This window comes from Rufibacter glacialis (genome assembly GCF_008271745.1).
Taxonomy (GTDB): Bacteria; Bacteroidota; Bacteroidia; order Cytophagales; family Hymenobacteraceae; genus Nibribacter; species Nibribacter glacialis.
In genome coordinates, this window is record NZ_VKKZ01000020.1 from 151,972 (window position 1) to 170,803 (window position 18,832).

19 protein-coding genes are annotated in these 18,832 nt (G+C 51.5%); 8 read left to right on the forward strand and 11 right to left on the reverse strand.

What is annotated here, in order from left to right; all coding sequences use genetic code 11:
• Positions 1-277: 277 nt before the first annotated feature.
• The 8 genes from FOE74_RS08850 to FOE74_RS08885 form a co-directional block, all read right to left on the reverse strand.
• Positions 278-1,435 carry a 3-hydroxyacyl-CoA dehydrogenase NAD-binding domain-containing protein gene (locus tag FOE74_RS08850; RefSeq protein ID WP_149098249.1) on the reverse strand — a complete coding sequence of 386 codons (1,158 nt, stop codon included), beginning with the start codon at positions 1,433-1,435 and terminating at the stop codon, positions 278-280.
• Positions 1,432-2,217 carry an enoyl-CoA hydratase-related protein gene (locus FOE74_RS08855; protein ID WP_149098250.1) on the reverse strand — a complete coding sequence of 262 codons (786 nt, stop codon included), beginning with the start codon at positions 2,215-2,217 and terminating at the stop codon, positions 1,432-1,434. Before FOE74_RS08855 ends, FOE74_RS08850 begins: the two co-directional genes overlap by 4 nt.
• 4 nt (positions 2,218-2,221) lie before the next feature.
• Positions 2,222-2,713, reverse strand: a complete 492-nt coding sequence (paaD, locus tag FOE74_RS08860) for a 1,2-phenylacetyl-CoA epoxidase subunit PaaD (protein WP_149098251.1) — start codon at positions 2,711-2,713, stop codon at positions 2,222-2,224.
• Positions 2,714-2,973: 260 nt separating this feature from the next.
• Positions 2,974-3,777, reverse strand: a complete 804-nt coding sequence (gene paaC, locus FOE74_RS08865) for a 1,2-phenylacetyl-CoA epoxidase subunit PaaC (RefSeq protein WP_149098252.1) — start codon at positions 3,775-3,777, stop codon at positions 2,974-2,976.
• A gap of 5 nt (positions 3,778-3,782) precedes the next feature.
• A complete protein-coding gene (gene paaB, locus FOE74_RS08870; RefSeq protein WP_149098253.1) occupies positions 3,783-4,073 on the reverse strand; it encodes a 1,2-phenylacetyl-CoA epoxidase subunit PaaB in 291 nt (96 codons plus the stop codon).
• A 51-nt stretch (positions 4,074-4,124) separates the two neighbouring features.
• Complete coding sequence (paaA, locus tag FOE74_RS08875; protein WP_149098254.1) at positions 4,125-5,075, reverse strand: 1,2-phenylacetyl-CoA epoxidase subunit PaaA; 951 nt, start codon at positions 5,073-5,075, stop codon at positions 4,125-4,127.
• A 167-nt stretch (positions 5,076-5,242) separates the two neighbouring features.
• The gene (gene paaE, locus FOE74_RS08880) at positions 5,243-6,319 is read right to left on the reverse strand and encodes a 1,2-phenylacetyl-CoA epoxidase subunit PaaE (protein WP_149098255.1); all 1,077 of its coding nucleotides are present in this window, start codon (positions 6,317-6,319) and stop codon (positions 5,243-5,245) included.
• A complete protein-coding gene (locus FOE74_RS08885; RefSeq protein ID WP_149098256.1) occupies positions 6,316-6,906 on the reverse strand; it encodes a TetR/AcrR family transcriptional regulator in 591 nt (196 codons plus the stop codon). The genes paaE and FOE74_RS08885 overlap by 4 nt, the downstream gene beginning before the upstream one ends.
• A 735-nt stretch (positions 6,907-7,641) precedes the next feature.
• On the opposite strand from FOE74_RS08885, the gene FOE74_RS08890 reads away from it, so the two are divergent.
• The 5 genes from FOE74_RS08890 (at position 7,642) to FOE74_RS08910 (ending at position 12,924) form a co-directional block, all read left to right on the forward strand.
• Entirely contained in the window at positions 7,642-10,368 is a 2,727-nt protein-coding gene (locus tag FOE74_RS08890) for a S8/S53 family peptidase (protein WP_149098257.1), read from the forward strand.
• Positions 10,369-10,557: 189 nt separating this feature from the next.
• The gene (locus FOE74_RS08895; RefSeq protein ID WP_149098258.1) at positions 10,558-10,749 is read left to right on the forward strand and encodes a cold-shock protein; all 192 of its coding nucleotides are present in this window, start codon (positions 10,558-10,560) and stop codon (positions 10,747-10,749) included.
• Positions 10,750-11,109: 360 nt separating this feature from the next.
• Positions 11,110-11,556 carry a hypothetical protein gene (locus FOE74_RS08900; RefSeq protein WP_149098259.1) on the forward strand — a complete coding sequence of 149 codons (447 nt, stop codon included), beginning with the start codon at positions 11,110-11,112 and terminating at the stop codon, positions 11,554-11,556.
• Between the two features lie 288 nt (positions 11,557-11,844).
• On the forward strand, positions 11,845-12,093 hold the full coding sequence (locus FOE74_RS08905) for a hypothetical protein (protein WP_149098260.1): 249 nt from the start codon (positions 11,845-11,847) through the stop codon (positions 12,091-12,093).
• 366 nt (positions 12,094-12,459) lie between these two features.
• Positions 12,460-12,924 carry a hypothetical protein gene (locus tag FOE74_RS08910; RefSeq protein ID WP_149098261.1) on the forward strand — a complete coding sequence of 155 codons (465 nt, stop codon included), beginning with the start codon at positions 12,460-12,462 and terminating at the stop codon, positions 12,922-12,924.
• 51 nt (positions 12,925-12,975) lie between these two features.
• Here FOE74_RS08910 and FOE74_RS08915 read toward each other — a convergent pair whose 3' ends face one another.
• From FOE74_RS08915 to FOE74_RS08925, 3 genes are read right to left on the reverse strand one after another with little or no spacing between them, the layout of a single operon-like run.
• Entirely contained in the window at positions 12,976-14,019 is a 1,044-nt protein-coding gene (locus FOE74_RS08915; RefSeq protein ID WP_149098262.1) for an adenylate/guanylate cyclase domain-containing protein, read from the reverse strand.
• Complete coding sequence (locus FOE74_RS08920) at positions 14,019-14,396, reverse strand: response regulator (protein ID WP_149098263.1); 378 nt, start codon at positions 14,394-14,396, stop codon at positions 14,019-14,021. Before FOE74_RS08920 ends, FOE74_RS08915 begins: the two co-directional genes overlap by 1 nt.
• A gap of 37 nt (positions 14,397-14,433) precedes the next feature.
• Positions 14,434-15,801 (reverse strand): sensor histidine kinase, encoded by a 1,368-nt coding sequence (locus FOE74_RS08925; protein WP_149098264.1) that lies wholly within the window; start codon positions 15,799-15,801, stop codon positions 14,434-14,436.
• A 788-nt stretch (positions 15,802-16,589) separates the two neighbouring features.
• On the opposite strand from FOE74_RS08925, the gene FOE74_RS08930 reads away from it, so the two are divergent.
• From FOE74_RS08930 to moaD, 3 genes are all read left to right on the forward strand, one after another.
• Entirely contained in the window at positions 16,590-17,732 is a 1,143-nt protein-coding gene (locus FOE74_RS08930; RefSeq protein WP_149098265.1) for an XdhC family protein, read from the forward strand.
• A gap of 21 nt (positions 17,733-17,753) precedes the next feature.
• Positions 17,754-18,350 carry a nucleotidyltransferase family protein gene (locus tag FOE74_RS08935; RefSeq protein WP_149098266.1) on the forward strand — a complete coding sequence of 199 codons (597 nt, stop codon included), beginning with the start codon at positions 17,754-17,756 and terminating at the stop codon, positions 18,348-18,350.
• A 241-nt stretch (positions 18,351-18,591) separates the two neighbouring features.
• Positions 18,592-18,831 carry a molybdopterin converting factor subunit 1 gene (gene moaD, locus FOE74_RS08940; protein WP_149098267.1) on the forward strand — a complete coding sequence of 80 codons (240 nt, stop codon included), beginning with the start codon at positions 18,592-18,594 and terminating at the stop codon, positions 18,829-18,831.
• Position 18,832: the final 1 nt, after the last annotated feature.

Genomic DNA, 18,832 nt, shown 5'->3' on the forward strand with positions numbered 1-18,832 from the left:
GCATCAATCAGTTTCAAGTCAAATTCTTTCTATTTGGTACTACGGCCTTATATGGTCTCCCATTGTTGCCGAAGTCTTTATCTATTGTTGCCTCCTCCCTTTTGTCATCCTGAAAGGATCTTGGTGGCGAACGGTAATAGAGGCTAGTAAACGTCTTTCTAGTTCGCCCACAAGATCTTTTTAAGATGACAGGAGAAGGGATGGCCTTTTTATGCTCTTTCCTTTCTTTATTTCCTTAATAGAGCGAGAGTTACCTCCGCCCCTTCCAAGAAAAGAATTATTCCAAAAACCTCCTGTTCTCCCGCACCATCTTCCTCAGTAGCGGGCTGGCGCGGTAGCGGTCTTCGTGGTACTCGTGGTACAGATTGTCCAAAGTTTCCAGCACCTTTTCCAGGCCCAGTTCATCGGCCCAGGCCAACAGACCTTTTGGGTAGTTCACTCCTTTTATCATGGCCAGTTCCAGGTCTTGGGCAGAGGCTACATTTAGGGCCAAAGCGTCTATGGCCTCGTTGATAAGCATGACCAGGATGCGGTGCAGGATGGTTTGCCCCAAAGCCTCGTCCTTAAGTGGTTCTGGCGTAATTGCTCCTTCACGGTAATCATAGAAGCCCCGGCCCGCTTTCTGTCCGAAGTAGCCGGCTTCAAACAACCGTTTCTGGGTGAAGGAAGGCTTATACCGTGGATCAAAGAAAAAGGAGGCGAAAACGGACTCGGTGACGCGGTAGTTCACGTCATGACCAATGAAGTCCATGAGCGTGAACGGGCCCATCTTGAAGCCGCCAAATTGGGTTAAGGCCCAGTCAATAGTGGCGATGTCCGCAGTTCCTTCCTCCAGAAGACGAAGAGCTTCGCCGTAGTACGGACGGGCTACCCGGTTCACAATAAAGCCGGGGGTGTCTTTGGCCAGCACCGGTGTTTTGCCCCAGGACTGCACCAGTTGCTTCATTTCCTCGCCCAGGCCTTCCCGCGTCTGAACCGCCGGAATCACCTCCACCAGCGGCATAAGGGGCGCCGGGTTAAAGAAATGAAGACCAATGAACCGCTCAGGCTTTTCACAGGCCGAAGCAATGGAGGCAATGGACAAGGAAGAAGTGTTGGTGGCCAGAATACAATCCTGAGGGACAATCATTTCTACCTCTCTGAATAGATTCTGCTTTACCTGAAGGTCCTCTACCACGGCTTCCACCACCAGGTCACAATCCCCGAAATCCTGGTAAGACTCCGTGAAGTGCAGGCGGTCTGAGATGTCCATCACGTCAATTTCAGAGATACGGCCTTTGGAGGACATCTTGCCCAGGGCCTTTCTGATTTGTTGCTGTGCCCGCTCCAGGGCCTGTGCGTTCTTGTCCAGCAAATGGACTTTGTGGCCTGCCGTGGCGATGACCTGGGCAATGCCGGCGCCCATGGCCCCGCTTCCTATGATGCCTACTATCATTGTCCGGTGAAATTAGGGGTGCGTTTCTGGATAAAGGCTTCTACCCCTTCCTGGAAATCCTGGGTCTTACCGGCTTTCTGCTGGTAGACTGCCTCCTGGTGCAGTTGTTCTTCCAGGTTGTTCTCAAAGGTCTGGTTCAGGAGTTGCTTGGTATAGGCCAATCCTTTGGTGGGCATTTGGGCCAATTTCAGCACCAGCGTTTTGGCTTCGTTTTCAAAAATATCGTCGGGAAACGCCTGGTAGATCATGCCCATCTGCACTGCCTGCTGCGCAGACACTTTCTCGCCGGTCATCATCAGGGCTGAGGCCCGCTGCAGACCCACCAGGCGGGGCAGGAAAAACGTGCCGGCGCTGTCTGGAATAAGGCCGATTTTACTGAAAGCTTGGATAAACAAGGCGGATTCCTTGGCTACGACCAGGTCACAGGCCAGGGCCAGGTTAGCCCCGGCGCCGGCGGCCACCCCGTTCACGGCGGCCACCACGGGCTTGGGGAGGGCGCGCAGCAGCAGAATGATGGGGTTGTAATGCTGTACCACAATCTCAGAGATTTCCATGCTTCCGGCTCCGGTGGCCTCGGCCAGATCCTGCCCGGCGCAGAAGGCTTTGCCCTCTCCGGTCAGCACTACCGCCCGTACGGCCTCATCCTCGGCGCATTGGCGCAGGCGCTCCTGTAAGGCCAGGGCCATTTCGCGGTTGAAGCTGTTGAAGACGTGGGGCCGGTTAAGGGTAAGCGTGGCTACGCCGTTTTCAAGGGAATATTTGATGAAGTCAGTTTGGTTCATAGGGTTATTTGAGGCACTTGAAGTAGTCAAAGGGTTCCAGGCAGTCCTGGCACTGGTAGTGGGCTTTGCAGGAGGTGGAGCCAAACTGGCTGACCAGTCTGGTGCTTTTTGATTGACAGAGGGGGCACCTCACCACCGGGTCCCGCCCGAAGAGGGCATGGATGTCGCCGTCTGGTTCTACGGGAGGCGCAATGCCATAGGCCTCCAGTTTCCGCTTTCCTTCCAGCGTGAGCCAGTCGGTGGTCCAGGCGGGACTGAGTTGGAGATCCACGGCCACGTCTTTATATCCTTCTGACAGCAGCTTCAGCTTCACATCAGTGGCAATGGTGTTCATGGCTGGGCACCCGGAATAGGTGGGCGTGATGGTCACCTGCACCTTGCCGTCTTCCCGCACCTGCACCTGCCTCAGCACTCCCAGGTCAAGAATACTCAGGACCGGGATCTCAGGATCTGAGACCTCTTCCAGCAGTTGCCATATTTTCTCTTCAGGAGTCATTTTGGGATATCAAGTAGCACGTATCAGGTAACAAGTAAATGAGGTACTTTTATAAGGCTTTTTTTGGTTTTATGGCTTCATGCGGGTGGTTCACGGCGAGTCTGGAGACTTGATTCATCCCAAGTCACGAGACTTTATTCACGCGCCAGCAGGTTCTATCAACAGATTCAGGACTCAAGACTCAGAACTTGTGATTCTGGAGTCAAGTCTTAACCTGACCTCGTAGTGTGCGCAGCTCCTCCGGATGGCTTTCCGCAGTTTTACCATTCCAACCCAGGATATGCCCGTTGCAGGTATTGCAGTTCCGTGAGGATATAGCCCAGGTGCTCTGAGTGCCGACCGATTTTGCCGCCTTTCTGCATGAACACGTTCTGCGGTACCTCCAGCGTGGCCTCCGCGAAAACCTTGGCTACGTGAGCCTCCCACTGCGGAAGCAGGGACGCAGAATCTGGGATGATGCCTGCCTGGGCTAATTGCTGCTCCGTTTCCGTCATCAGGAACAGTTCACCTGAGAACATCCAGAGATGGTCCATAGCTTTCAGGAGGCGGGCTTTGCTTTCCTCGGTGCCATCGCCCAGGCGGATCACCCACTCTGAGCTCCATTTGAGGTGGTAGCTGGCTTCTTTGAACGACTTGGCCGCGATGGCTGCCAGCCGTTGGTCGGGGCTGTTTTGCAATTGCTGCAGCAGTAGGAAGTGGTATCCGTCAAAGAGGAACTGCCGCAAAATGGTGTGGGCGAAATCGCCATTGGGCTGTTCCACCAGAAGCGGGTTCTTGTAGTGCACGGCCTCGCGCAGGTACGCCAGGTCATCCTCGGTGCGGCTCTGGCCTTCCAGTTCGGCGGCGTATTGGTAAAGACTTCGCGTCTCACCTATCAAATCCAGGGCAATGTTGGCCATGGCCAGGTCCTGCTCCAGAATAGGGCCGTGGCCGCACCACTCCGATAACCGGTGCCCCAAGATGAGGCTAGTATCTGCGAGTTGCAGCGTGTAGTCCAGCAGCAGCGCCCGCTTTTCCGGCAGATACTCCTGCCCCGCAGGGGTTGGGGTATGGTGAAGATCCATAGGGCTTACATGTTTTTGATTTCCGCAGGCACCTCATAGAACGTGGGGTGGCGGTACACTTTGTCGTTGGCCGGGTCAAAGAAGGCGGCGGCCTCGTCTGGGTTGGACGCGTGGATGTGCTTTGACTCCACCACCCAAATGCTTACCCCTTCCATGCGGCGGGTGTAGACATCACGGGCGTTCTGGATGGCCATCTCCGCATCCGCGGCGTGCAGGCTGCCTACGTGTTTATGGTCAAGACCCTGTTTGCTTCGGATGAAGACTTCCCACAGGGGCCAATCTTTTTGCTGGCTCATGGAATGATTGAATGAATGTGAGATTGAGTGATTGAAGGAATGAAAACAGAATTAAGCCTGTGCTTCGCGCTGGGCGCGTTTCTGGGCATGGGCCAAAGCAGCTTCTCTTACCCAGGCGCCTTCCTCGTGGGCTTTCACGCGGGCGCTAAGGCGGTCTTTGTTGCAGGGGCCGTTGCCTTTCACCACGTTCCAGAACTCCTCCCAATCCACGTCACCAAAGTCATAGCCGTTTTTGGTTTCGTTCCACTTCAGGTCCTTGTCCGGGACGGTCAGCCCCAGGAACTCCGCCTGCGGCACCATCATGTCCACGAAGCGCTGGCGCAGCTCATCATTGGTGAACCGTTTGATTTTCCAACGCATGGATTGCTCGGTGTTGGGCGATTCAGAATCTTTAGGTCCGAACATCATGAGGGTAGGCCACCACCAACGGTTGAAGGCTTCCTGGGCCATCTGTTTCTGGGCGGGAGCCCCGTTGCACAGGGTCATCATGATCTCGAACCCCTGGCGTTGGTGGAAGCTTTCTTCCTTGCACACCCGCACCATGGCCCGGGCGTAAGGTCCGTACGATGTCCGGATCAGGGGCACCTGGTTCATGATGGCGGCCCCGTCTACGAGCCAACCGATCGCCCCAATGTCGGCCCAGGACAAGGTGGGGTAGTTGAAGATACTGGAGTATTTGGCTTTGCCGGAGTGCAGATCAGCGATCATCTGGTCGCGGGTGGTACCCAGCGTTTCGGCGGCGCTGTAGAGGTACAAGCCGTGGCCGGCCTCGTCCTGCACTTTGGAAAGCAGGATGGCTTTGCGCTTGAGCGATGGGGCGCGGGTGATCCAGTTGCCTTCGGGCAGCATGCCTACAATCTCAGAGTGGGCGTGCTGCGAGATCTGGCGCACCAGCGTCTTGCGGTACTGCTCAGGCATCCAGTCTTTAGGTTCTATCCGGATGTCATTGGCGATCTTCTCCTCAAAAACTTCTTCCAGTGATTTCTCTATGATCGTTTCCATACCTCTCTTAACAGTTGTTCTGATACTTACGTTTCTTAATCGCCTTCCAGCCGGTGGTTTCTTTTGGCCTGTTTTTCTCAAATTAGCCGTAAAACGGAACCTGCAGGAACCATCCTTTTGGTCTCTCACAGCAAAGGGCAACCACCTAGGAATACCCCTTCATTACCTTACTGGTCAAAATCCACCACTACCCTTTCAGTCAGGGGCCGGGCCTGGCAAGTGAGAATATAGCCGGCGGCTACTTCTTCGGGTTCCAGGGAATAGTTTACGTCCATTTCCACCTCTCCTTCCAACACTTTGGCGCGGCAGGTGCTGCAGACGCCTCCTTTGCAGGAATAAGGTACATCGGCCCCGGTCTCAGCGGCGGCGTCTAATATGGTGTTGCCGTAGTACGACATCTCCAGGTTCAGGTAGTTGCCGTCCAACTTTACCTGCACCCGGCTTTTCTTGTCTTCCTCGCCGGCTGGGCGCGTCCGTTTCTCAGCGGCTTTCTGCCCCCCGTCGGCGGTGGTGAACAGCTCAAAGTGAATTTTTTCTTTGGGTACGCCCGCTTCTTCCAAGGCCTCCTTCGCCCCGAAGATCATTTCTTCAGGTCCGCACAGGAAGCACTCATCTATGTCATCTGCTTTGATGATCTTTTGCAAAAACTGCTGGGTTTTGGGCTTGTCTATGCGCCCAAACAAAAGCTCTGTGTCGCCGTGCTCGCGGCTGAGCACGTGGTAGAGGCTGAAGCGGTCCAGGAATTTATTCTTGAGGCCTTCTATCTCCTCCTTGAACATGATGGAGTTGCGCCCCCGGTTGCCGTAAAGCAGAAGCACCTGGCTTTTAGGTTCGCAGAGCAGCACCGTTTTGATGATGGACAGGATGGGCGTGATGCCGCTGCCGGCCGCTACCATCACGTAGCTTTTCTGCTGCTCGGGGTGCAGTTCGGTGTAGAATTTACCCATGGGCGGCATCACCTCCAGCTCCTCGCCTGGTTGCAGCGCCTCATTGGCGAAAGAGGAGAACCGGCCTTCCGGTACTTTCTTGATGGCCACTTTCCAGATGTTCTCCAGCGGGCTGGAGCAGATGGAGTATGACCGCCGAAGCTCTTCGCCATTGTGGTGCCGCCGGAACGTGAGGTATTGTCCCTGCGTGTAGCGGAAGGTGTCTTTCAGTTCCTCGGGCACGTCCAGGGTCACGGTTACGCTGTCGTGCGTCTCGCGGTGCACCTGCTTTATCTTTACTTTATGGAATCTGCTCATGGTTTTGTATTCTCTAGCCCGCTGAATAAAATAGCCAGGATGGAATCTTCCAGTTCCTGGGTAGTGACCCCGCGGTCTGGTTTCCACCACAATTCTACCCATCGCACCGCCGACAATAAGGTAAACAAGGCCACCGAGGGGTGCACATCTTTCAGTTCCCCAGCCTTGATTCCTTGCTCTATAATCGAGGCCAGGCTTCTCTCATACTGGTTACGAAGCCCCTTGAATTCCTGCAGCGCCTCCTCAGACAGAAACTTCCAGTCATTGTTCGCTACGGAAACTTCGGCCCCTTTGGAGGTCATCAGGTGGATATGCAAACGTACCAGGGCCTTCAGCTTTTGGGTATAGGAAAAAGGCGACGCTTCCATCTCTGCTAACTGGGTCACATAGGTATGTGCAATATCAAAGCAGATGGTCTTCAGGATCTCGTCTTTCGACTTTATATAATGATACATGGTGGCGGCGTCCATCCCCACTTGCTCGGCCAAGTCTCGCATAGAGGTTCCGCCGAAGCCTTTCTGTTTAAACAGTTTGGCCGCTTCCTCCATGATGCCTTCGCGGCGTATGTCTCTCTTTTTTTTGGCCATTTTTATAAAACCAAGGAAAATTCAAGGTTGCCTCAACTTCGGGAAGGCATCAAGGCAAGCCTCATGGTTTATATAACAAGGGTACGAGATTTTTAATAATTAGTCAAATGTTCGTTTGACTTTTTTTTATCACTGGCCCTCCTCCTTTCTAGTTTTAAGGAATTGCAAGTCTGATTTTAGGGCATTTTTTTGGAAAATAAGCTAAAAATGTGTCTGCCTTAGAGGTCACGAAATAAAACCCATTGAGCTTTTCAGCTTGTCATTAGGCGGTCTTTGTCAGTCACCCCTCCCTTGGAAGCTGTTTTTTTATAATGTAGTACTTCCCTTTACTAATCCCAAGGAGGTTCCAACGATTTCCTTTCCATCCAAAATTAAACTTTATCGTGTTTTGAATAGAATACAAGGATGGTTTTAGTTCCCTTTTAAGACTTATACATAAGGATAAGATCCTCTTCCTACGCTTATTATACCATTTATATATTAGTATTTTCATAGTTACCTGACGGTTAAACCTTTCCGAAACTTTGGTCTCGTACTCGCAGTAGAGAGGGAAAATCATAAATCCCTTTTTCCTTACCCCTTCCTGTTCCCGCTTAGATCCTCATAGAAAGGTGGGTACTCCTTTCACCTTGGATCAACCTGGAAACCATGGGTGCCCTAGCGCCCGAGGTCTCTTCTCAAGTACCTCCATTTTTCACCAAACCTTTATCTATGTCCCACCTTTACGTCTGTAACATGAAGAACCTAGTATGTGTCTTTGCCCTTTCCTTTCTGATGGCGACCAGATTATTTGGTCAGGCGGTGGTAGACCCGCAACTGGTGCAGGAACTACAGAAATCCCTGACGCCCGTTCAGGTAGTGGTTACCTTTACCGGTGAGGGAGCCCCTACCCCGGCCCACCTGCAACTCCTCCAGTCTTTGGGCCTTTCCAAAGGTGTTACCTTTAAGAGCCTTCCAATAGCCGGTTTATTGGCCACCCCCGCCCAGGTAGATGCCCTGGCGAAAAGCCCCTACGTACGCTCTGTGTACCTCAACAAGAGACTCCGGTATTTCAATAGCAACGGCACCCACCTGACCGGGGTGCAGCGTCTGCGTACCGATCCTGCTATTATCTCTAAAAACAAAGGTGTGCCGGTTTCTGGCAAGGGTGTAGGGGTAATGATCAACGACAGCGGCGTGGACGGTACCCATGAGGACATCAAGCTGGGCACCCACCTGGTACAGAACGTGATGGGAAGCACCAACCTGAACTCTCTTTCTACCCTGCTGCCAATCACCTACCTGGAGAACGTCGCTAACACCGACACCAACTCCGGCCATGGCACCCATTGCGCCGGAACGGTGGGCGGAAACGGGGCTAAGTCTGGCGGGGAATTCGCTGGGGCGGCCCCAGGTGCTACTTTGGTAGGTTACGGGTCTGGTGCGGCCCTTTTTATTCTGGACGCTATTGGCGGGTATGACTATGCCCTCACGCACCAGTACCTGTACGGGATCAGGGTTATCAGTAACTCCTGGGGCACCAGCGGCGATTTTGACCCCGCAGACCCAGTAAACATCGTTTCAAAGAAAGCCTATGATTTGGGCATAGTTTCTGTTTTTGCGGCCGGAAATGATGGTCCCAGTTCTGATACCCACAACCCCTATGCCATTGCTCCATGGGTGATCTCAGTAGGTGCCGGCGACAAATACGGCAAATTAGCTGATTTCTCGTCGCGCGGCGTGAAAGGGGAAGGCGGCTCTTTTACGGTAGGTAATCAAACCTGGCATTATGAGAACCGGCCAACGTTAGTTGCCCCGGGCGTAGACATTGTCTCCACCAGAGCAGTAGCTCCGGTTTCTTCTTTATCGGCGCAGATGGACGCTGAACTGCTGCAGCCGGCCCATCTCCCCTTCTACACCCACATGAGCGGCACCTCCATGGCTACTCCGCACGTGGCAGGCGTAGTGGCCTTGATGCTGGAGGCCAATCCATCGCTTACGCCGGCCCAGGTAAAAGAAATCCTGCAGAAAACCGCCACTAACATGCCCGGCCATGCGTCCTGGGAGGTGGGTGCCGGGTACCTGAACGCCTATGCGGCCATAGACCATATTTACCGCAACACTACCTTCGGGACTTTCCTGAACTATACCAGAACCTTTAACAGCGCAGTCAATACTTCTTCTGAGACAAAAGCCTTCAGCCTGAACTTCAACCCCATTGTCACTGCGGGCAACCAACTGACCTTTCAGGTAGCCTCAGGGACCAACAGCCTGGAGGCTAAACTCAACGCTACCGGACTTCTGGGACAAACCGGCAACCCGGTGAACCTGATCCTGATTTCGCCCAGCGGGCAGCAGTTTAGATCAGGTATACCGGTGGCGTTTGCCTTGTACTCTGACCGTGGCATGGCGGTCGCCTCTCCGGAAGCGGGCACCTGGACCCTGAAAGCCGAAGGGTTGAACGGCCTGGCTTTACCAGAGACCATCAACGGCACCCTGCACCTGACCCAGACCACCGGAACCTCAGGTTTGGCAGACATTGCCGGCCATCCGGCCGAAGCCTCTATCAAAATGGCTGTGGCGGCTAAACTGGTAGACGCCTTGCCCACTGGCTTCAAACCAAATGAGGTCCTCAAGCGCATTCAGTTAGCTGATTATTTGGTGATGGGACAGGCCATCCGGCAGTTCATGCCTACCTCTGGGGCTGCCACGGTGAGCGACGTGACCGGGGCACCGTTGCTGTTGGCTGAATCTGTCCTGGCCAAAGGGGCTGCTCTAAGAGACCGTACCCATGCCTTAAAAGGCGTGATGACCCTGGTCTCGGCTGGCAAATTCAACCCCAACGGCAATGTAAACCGGGCAGCCCTGGCTTATTCGCTGGTACAAGCGCTCGGGTTCCAGGAGTATGCCTTGCAACGGAACGGCAAGCCTGTTACGGTGACAGTCAACGGACAATCCTATCCGGTGGAAGACGCCTCCTCTATTCCGGCCGGTCTGGAAGGGTACGTAAGCCTGGCCCTGGACCTGAACCTCATCAACGCCTTCTATGGTGTGACCCAGGGCCCGTTTGATTTGTTCCCTAAGCTGCACGCCACCTTCAAACCCCTGCAGGACGTGACCAGAGCTGAGTTTGCGGTGATCATTACCCGTACCCACGCCAGCTGGAACGCCGCTACCGACCCGGTGGCCACCAGTGCCGCCGTGTTAGGAGTCCCTGCGGCGGAGAAAGCCAAAAACTACTCATACCCGAACCCGTTCACCGGCAGCACCACCATTTCCTACTCTGTGGAAGAAGCCGGTTTTGTGACCGTGGAAGTCTATAACCTACATGGGCGCAAGGTGCGCACGCTGGTAACGGAGGAAAAACCGGCTGGTACCTATACCGTTCCTTTCCAGGCAGATAATTTACCTACAGGTACCTATCTGTACAAGGTGAGCACCCCGGGCAAAGAGATCAGCAACAAAATGGTCTTGACTAAATAGACCTTCCTTCTGAAGCACACCAAAGAGGCTTTTCCCCCTAAGGAAAAGCCTCTTCTTGTTCAGGCTCAATGCCCAAACTGGTCACTGGAGAGGAAATCTGCCGCTTGGCTGAAAAAAAAATTACTTTCTAAAGATACTATTGAACGTTTTTTTTACTTACTTGGTACTACCTGTATAATTAAAAACAATATGAACAACGGTAAAGTAAAATTCTTTAACTCCGAAAAAGGCTTCGGTTTCATTAAAGACGACAATTCAAATCAAGAGTATTTCGTACACGTTTCTGGTCTTGTTGACGAAATCAGAGAGAACGACGAGGTTACCTTTGAACTGAAAGAAGGCAAAAAAGGGCTAAACGCAGTAAACGTTAGACTCGCTTAGTCTTTGCTATAAAGACTTTAAAAAAAAGTCTTGCCCTTTGGCAAGGCTTTTTTTTTGCCCTTATTTTTCCGCGTTTAAACTGCTTTTCCAGGAAAACAGGGTCAAAAGGAAAGTGCTCCAAATAGAACGCCCTTCCTTCTCCTGGCCACTGTTGCATTTAGCCGGCTTTCTTTGAAAAACAGGGCTTAAATAGAAGTTCCTTGTATAGGGTGGCCTTACTCCTGCTGGCCCTTGGCTGGTTCTATTCTAGATTGGAAAGTAGGTGAAGTGCTGACTCCCTAGCCTTTCTGCCGTATCTTTGAGAGCCGAGGAAACATCTTTCTTTTTTCCTTCGGCTGTTTTACCTAAAAAAGAGAAAAAGTGGACCATAAAAGAGACAAAGAAGCCGTTCTGCACCTATACAACAAGATTTTACCTCCTCTCGCCGAGAAGATCTACCAGAACCTGACCGAAGTCACCCCGCTGTTTGATGACTTCCATCTGGAAAAAGTAGTAGACACCTGGACCAAAGACCGGAACACTACCTCAGAGAAAGAAATCAGCCTGGAGAATGGGAATGTGCAGCAGATGGGCCTCCGGTTACGGCTCAATGGCTTCCAGGCGGCGGGTGCCCAAACCTTTGACCTCAGCAAAGACCTGGTGTTCCTCTTGGAGTACTCCACCTACACCGTGGGGCCAGACAAAAATACCCGTTGGTTAGAAAAGCCTTACCTGGAAAGTTGGACTTCAAAGGAAATGGAGGAAACCGCCTCCCGCTGGTGCGAAGAGATAATAGATGAAATCACCCAAAAACTGCAAACCTTATAAGTGGCGCAGCATCAGACCCTTCTAGCTTCAACTTCCTCCATTTATTTAGCATCTTAAGCTCTTAGCTAAATAAAAGAAAACAAAGAAAAGGGCTTAAATGATAAAACTAAAATATTTAGCTATTGTTATTTATTTTAGTTTTTAAAAGGGCTTTTTCTTTTTGGCCCGATTTAAATAAAATAAGCCTTAAATAAGTTTATTCCTTGTGGTGCTTCTTGTGGGAATTACTTATATTTCGATCTGTAAGGAGAAAACAAGCCTCCTTAGATAGGATAGTATCTAACACCCATGGAGCATCAATACGGAAGCCGATTAAAAGCGCACCAGTATGCTGGTCCCACTGAGCAAATGTCAGTGGCGAACCTGGTATTGGCCCTGCGTTTGTTGAGAATGGGGCATTCCCAGGATTATATCGCAGAATTCGTCACCGGCTCCTGGAGTCCCATTCCCGGTAGCGCACTCATGCAAGAACCCTGCCCGGAACTTACCCTGCCAACCAAAAAGAATCAGTTACCAGCAAAAAACAAAACGGTTTAATTCGTCTTTCTATTTCTGGTTTTATTACCACCAATTAACGCTAATCTTTTTTGCAATTCATCCATTCTAAGGCTTTTAAGAGTGTGAGTAAAGGACTAATAAATAAAAAGGTTTTCCTGTATTTGGTTGTTTCTATTACTACCCACAATTTGAATTTTTTCTTCTTTGGAATCGGGCAGAAGAAGTAAAATAATGGTAAACAACCAATTACCTCCCTTCTGAAAAAAAATTACCGCCTTTGAATTTCTCCTCCAATTCCACTTTTATTTAAAGGGAAAGAATCTTTTGCTTCCGGGCAGTAGTTTACCTATGGGAATGGCTACGCTTCCCGTAATCTTTGGTAAATTTACTTAAAACCCATTGCCCATGCTCCCTCCTGAAGATGACGAAGGCTTCACTGTGCCAGAACAGCTTCCTCTTTACCAAAAGGGCAGGGAAATCTACAGCCTTACCAAAAAAATTGCCGGATTGATAGAAGAGGAGGACGAGGTGCTTTCCTCTTTGAAAGAGTGCATGCTATTTGATGCTTCCCTGCTGACCGTAAAAGTGGCAGGAGCCGAGGCGGCCGACCTGTATGACCTCAGGATGGAAAACGCCACTTTCATTAGAAAGGCCGCCTTAGACCTGCTCTCCCACTGCACCAGCCTGGAGATGTTCGGCTACCGCGATACCCACTACCTCCCGCTTCTCCGGGAAGCCCTGGAAGAATACCGGTTCCTGTTCATTGACTGGGTGCAGGGTTTTGATCCTTGGAACTACGTGAACGACCGTTGGGGGCTTTTCAATCCGCCCGGGGTACAGGCCCAGGACCCAGACGATGATTCCTTTTAAGCTTCTTTTCTGCAAAAAAGGCCCTAAACAAGGGAGCTTGACCAGCTAATCTTACTCCATCACCTCATAGATGACCACGGGTTTGGTTTTATTTTTAAGCGGGAATTCCCCTACTTTCTGACAATGGAAAGATACTTTCACCTTCTCATACAATTCCTCTGAGATGGTGATTTGGTTAGGTTGGGCTTTGGATTGCAGCCGTTGGGCCAGGTTCACCGCATCTCCTATCACCGTGTAATCCAGGCGCTTCAAAGAGGCGGAACCTATGTTGCCAGAAATCATTTCCCCTGAATTGATGCCAATAGACACTTGTGGGGTATAGTCGGTCTCGCCGGGAATTAAAAGGTTGGCATTTTTTATTTTCTCCCGCACGGCCAGACTGGCCTCTATGGCGCGGTCGCGGTGGAAGTCTCCCTTGAAGACGGCCATCACGGCATCACCCATGAATTTGTCTACGTGGCCGCCGTGCCCAATGATCTCCTGCACCATCAGGTCAAAGATGCCGTTGATCAGGGTCACCACCTTGTTGGCGGAGACATGTTCTGTGATGGCGGTGAACCCACAGATATCAATGAACACCACGGTGGCCTCTATGGTCTCATTCTGCAGCAGGCTCTGCTCAAACTCCTGGTGGGTCATGAAATGGAGCACGTTCTCGTCTACGTACATCTTCAGGATGTTATTCTCCTTGATGGCTTTCACCGTCTCGCGCAACTGCTCCACGTGCTGCACGGTTTTCTCCATGGTCACTTCCAGGTCCTCAAAGTTGACGGGTTTGCAGACAAAGTCAAACGCGCCGCGGTTCATGGCCATTCTGATATTGGCCATGTCGCCGTAGGCAGAGACAATGACGGCCTTGAGAATGGGGTTCACGTCGGGCAGCTTGCTCAGCAAGGTAAGCCCGTCCATTACGGGCATGTTGATGTCTGACAGGATAATGTCCAGGTCGGGGTGCTGGTGCACCATTTCCAGGGCTTGGGCGCCGTTCTGGGCAAACACGAATTCATAGCGTTTCTCCCTGATCTTCCGCCGGAACTTCTGCTTGATCAGCAGCTCCAGATCCGCCTCATCATCTACTACTAATATCTTGGCCATTACTCAGCTACGGTTTTGAGTTTCTCTTTGAGCGCGGTGAAATCAAGGGGTTTGGTGAGAAAATCATTCGCCCCCTCCTTCATGGCCTGCTCATAGTTCTCCTGGTCATTGTAGGCGGTCACCATCATGACCACCGGAGGCGGGGAGTTGTATTCCTGCCGGATGATGTGCAACAATTCAATCCCGCTCATGCCGGGCATGTTGATGTCTGACAAGATCAGCACCACTTTAGAGGGATTCTGGGCCAGGTAGCCTAAAGCTTCCTCGCCGGAAAGGGCGAAGGAAAAGACCACTTGCCCGTTCCTGATCTCTTTCCTGAACCGTTGCTGAAACAACGGTTGAACGTCTGCCTCATCATCTACCACAAGAACATGCATGGCCTTCTGTTTTTAGCTTTCAATAAGATATAGGTTTTCAGCTGTTTTCTAAAGGAATCGTGAAGACAAATTCGGCAAACTCGCCTTCCTCAGAGCTGACCTTCATTTCGCCGTTATGGCCTTTGGTGATGATCTCATAGCTCAAGGAAAGGCCTAAGCCTGTTCCCTCACCAGTGGGTTTGGTGGTGAAGAAAGGCTGGTAGATCTTATCCAGAACCTGTTGCGGAACCCCCACCCCATTGTCTTTAACGGCGATCTCAATATGGTCCTCGGTTTTTTTGGTTCGCACCTGCACCATGGGTTCAAACGACCCGTTCAGGTTCTTCTTTTTTTGGGCCACCGAGTAAAAAGCGTTGTTGAACATATTAAGGAACACCCGCCCAATGTCTTGCTGAATGACGGGCACCTGCCCCACGGCCGGGTCAAATTCGGTTTGCAGGGAGGCGTTAAAGCTTTTGTCTTTGGCCCTTAGCCCGTGGTAGGAAAGCCGCAGGTATTCATCTGCCAGGGCGTTGAGGTCAGTGGGTTCTTTTTGCCCGGTGCTGGCGCGGGAATGCTGCAGCATGCCTTTCACAATGGAGTCGGCCCGTTTGCCATGGTGGGTGATCTTCTCCAGGTTCTGGGACAAGTCTTGGAGAATCTCGGTCGCATGCTCCTGCTCTTCTGGCGGAAGGTGCTGCAAAGGACCCTCTTTTAACTCCTCCAGCAACTCTATGCTCACCTCTGAGAAATTGTTCACGAAGTTGAGCGGGTTCTGAATCTCATGGGCGATACCGGCGGTAAGTTCCCCCAATGAGGCCAGTTTTTCCTGCTGGATCAGTTGGGTTTGGGTAGCCTGTAGTTCTTTGATGGTTTTCTTCAGTTCCTCTTTCTGCACAATGAGCTCCGCGGTGCGGGAGGCCACAATGATTTCCAGCTCCGTTTTCTTAATGGAGATGAATTTCTTCTGTTCTTCCTCATACAGGCGTTTCTGGCGCTCTTTTTCCAGTTCCTTCTGGCCTTTGCGGTAGCTGGCCCAGGAGGCGAAAATATACACGAAGGCGGCTATCATGGCCATCCCGAAGTAATTGTCCCATTCCCCGTAAAACTCCCGGGCAAAAAGCTGCACCAAGATGGAAACCGCAATCACTGAGGCATAGGGGAAAAAAGCCTGCAACACCGGGAAGGTGGGCTTGAAGTCGGGGTTCTTGGTGAAGAAGGCCAGCAGAGCGATCAGGTAAATAGCGCCCATCACATCGGCCATGCCATCCTGGAAAAGGGTGGTAGCCACCAGAAAAACCCCCACCGTTGCCCAGCTGGCCTTGTTCAAAATGGTTTCCCAACCAGGCGCCAGGGAGGTTCCTTTCACGAACCTGAGCAAATGCCGTAAAAGCAGGAAAGCGGCGATGAAGGAAAAGACATGCATGGGCCAAAACAGGTTTATCTGGTCTTACAGGACAACACACAGAACGAAAGCAGACGGAAGCGCACTCTTTTGTCCCAAACCTGAGGCGGCAATAGCCTCATTGCATTGGAAGAAAAGAAAAAAGAATGTTAAAAGCAGGTTCTTTTTCATCAGAGAAAAATAGAGGTGATCAAGCTGACCTTCTTCCTTGGCACCTTTCCCATTCTATAGAATAGGGAAATTCAGGTAAGTAAATTCGCTGGCTGGGGTACCAAGCTTTGTAGCTCCTGAGCAAACCGTTCCTTATCAGTTAGACTTCTGCCGAGTGTTGCTTTTAGGAGACCCTTTATCCTTTCAATTGATGACCTAAACTTTACTAAATTTCACCTACTTCCTTAAAACCACTCATCCCGCAGCGCTTGTAGAAGAACTTGCCTTTTATTAGAAAGGGTCTTTCAGCAGGATGACTTCCCTTCTCTTGGGGTTTGCCATTGGGGGAGGCCGGGTATGCCTATTATTTTTTTCCTTTTAACCACGTTCGTGAGATGTATTGAAAATGTAACAAAAAATATTCAATTTATTTAATGTTATAAAGTAAAATATTTCGTTTCCCCTCTGTATTAAATAGCGATATAACCAAGCAGGTTACAGCCCTGTGATTCCACTGTCCATCTTGTTTTTGGACCCATTTTTCAAAAGGAAGGTTAAATGAGGAAACTTTACTTTTAGGTTTTGTTACAGAAAACTACCCAGAAACTAAAATCAGCCTCTTTAGTACAAAGACCAAGACGTAAAAAGCACCTTTCTACATGAAGGAATTACAAGACATTGTCGCGGCCTACCAGCGCCACCAAAACCTGGGGCAGAAAACCGCCCTGGCCACGGTAGTGCACGTGGAAGGGTCTTCTTACCGCAGGCCCGGGGCCCGCATGTTGGTGGCTGAAACCGGGGAGTTGACTGGGGCCATCAGCGGGGGCTGCCTGGAGGGTGATGCCCTGCGCAAAGCCCGTTTGGCCATGAGCCAGGGAAAACCCGCTTTGGTCACCTATGATACCATGGATGAGGAGGATGCCACCTTGGGGGTTGGCCTGGGGTGCAACGGCATTATCCATATCCTGATAGAACCTATTCTCCCTGGTTCCGAGAATCACCCGCTGATGTTTCTGCAGATGGTAACTTCTAAACGGGAGGCGGCCGTGCTAGTGACGTTCTTTTCTCTGGAAGACCGCCAGGCGGAGCAACCAGGTTCCACCATCCTTTACCTAGGGAAGGAATGGTTCTTTAGCCAACCCGTACCGGAAGAAGTGTGGCTACGGGTGCAACAAGACGCGCCTCAAGCCCTTCGCCAACGGACTTCCCTCCTTACTTCCTACTCTTTAGCGGGCGCTTCACTTTCCGCTTTTGTAGAGGTGCTGCAACCGGGTCCCTCCCTGGTGATCTGCGGGGCGGGCAATGACGTGATGCCCTTGGTGAACATGGCGGCTCTGCTGGGTTGGCCCACCACGGTATTTGACGGAAGGGCCAATTATGCCATCGCAGAACGGTTTCCAAAGGCTACTAAGGTGTTGGTGGCCAAGCCAGAGCACGTGTTGGAACAGGTACCCCTTGAGGAGCAGACGGTATTTCTGTTGCTCACCCACAACTACAACTATGACCTGGCCATGCTTCGGCAACTGCTGCCTCTTCCCGTGCCATACATAGGCGTACTGGGCCCTAAAAAGAAATTGAACCGCCTATTACAGGAACTGCAGGAGGAAGGAATGTCTCTTCCCGAAGAACAGTTGCAGCGGGTGTATGGACCCACAGGTTTAGACTTGGGCGCTGAGACCGCCGAAGAAATCGCGCTTTCCATTCTGGCGGAAATAAAGACCGTCTTCAGCCACGGCACCGGAGGATCTTTGCGGGAGAAAAAGCAGCCCATTCATTCCTCCACCCAACCGGCGGAGGCGTAAACTTCCTTTTCGTAACTTGTCATGGTAGGAATCATCATCTTAGCAGCCGGTGCCTCTTCCCGTCTGGGACAGGCCAAGCAACTGCTATGTTTTCAAGGCAAAACCTTGCTGCACCGGACCATACAAGCGGCTCTTGATTCCCATTTAGGACCTGTTTTGGTAGTTTTAGGCGCCAACGCAGACACGATCCTGGACCAAGGCATTTCCCCGGAAATCCAACAGGTGCACAATCCTCAATGGGAAGAAGGCATGGCCTCCTCCATACGGGCGGGCATTGCTTCTCTGCAACAACAGCACCCAACCACCACAGGGGCCTTGCTCCTGCTCTGCGACCAACCCTTCGTTTCACCTTGGCTCCTCCAGCAGATGGTTCAGGAAAAAAAGGAGCGCCAAAAACGGATAGTGGCCTGCGCCTACCAAGACACCCTTGGGGCTCCTGTTTTGTTTGACCGCAGCCTCTTTGCCAGCCTGCTCCTGCTTAAGGGCCAGGAAGGCGCCAAGAAGTTACTTTCCCTCTACCCTGCAGAGACAACCTCTATCGCCTTTCCTCAGGGAGGTATTGACATTGACACCCAGGCAGACTATGCCGCCCTGATGAGCCAGGATAACCCCTCCTGAACTTCTTGTTTTAGAGAAGTGGGGCTACTGAGGGAATAAGGCCAGTACCATTTTCTTTCCTCTAAAAAAGATAAACCTGGGTTCTTTTAAACATTTGCGGTTTGCGGGCGTTTTGGCATAAACAGCCCAAATACCGGTTAAAAAGAATTCCTGTCTTGTCCTACCTTAAAAAGAGCGGTAGATTTAACTTTGGTTTTGGCTTGGTTCACCAGCTTCACCGTAAAAGAAAGAAAACAACCCTATGGAAATACTGCTGTTCGGGATAACAAGGGAAATAGTGGGCCGCAATTCGCTGGAAGTGCCTTCAAAAGAAACCATTCAAACGGTAGGACAATTGAAGGCTTGGTTGGGCGCGCAATACCCGGCCCTGAATAAGCTGAGCTCGCTGGCGGTGGCCGTAGACAGTGAATACGCCCATGATCATCAAACTTTGTCCCCTGGTCAGGAAGTGGCCCTTATTCCCCCGGTGAGCGGGGGCTGAT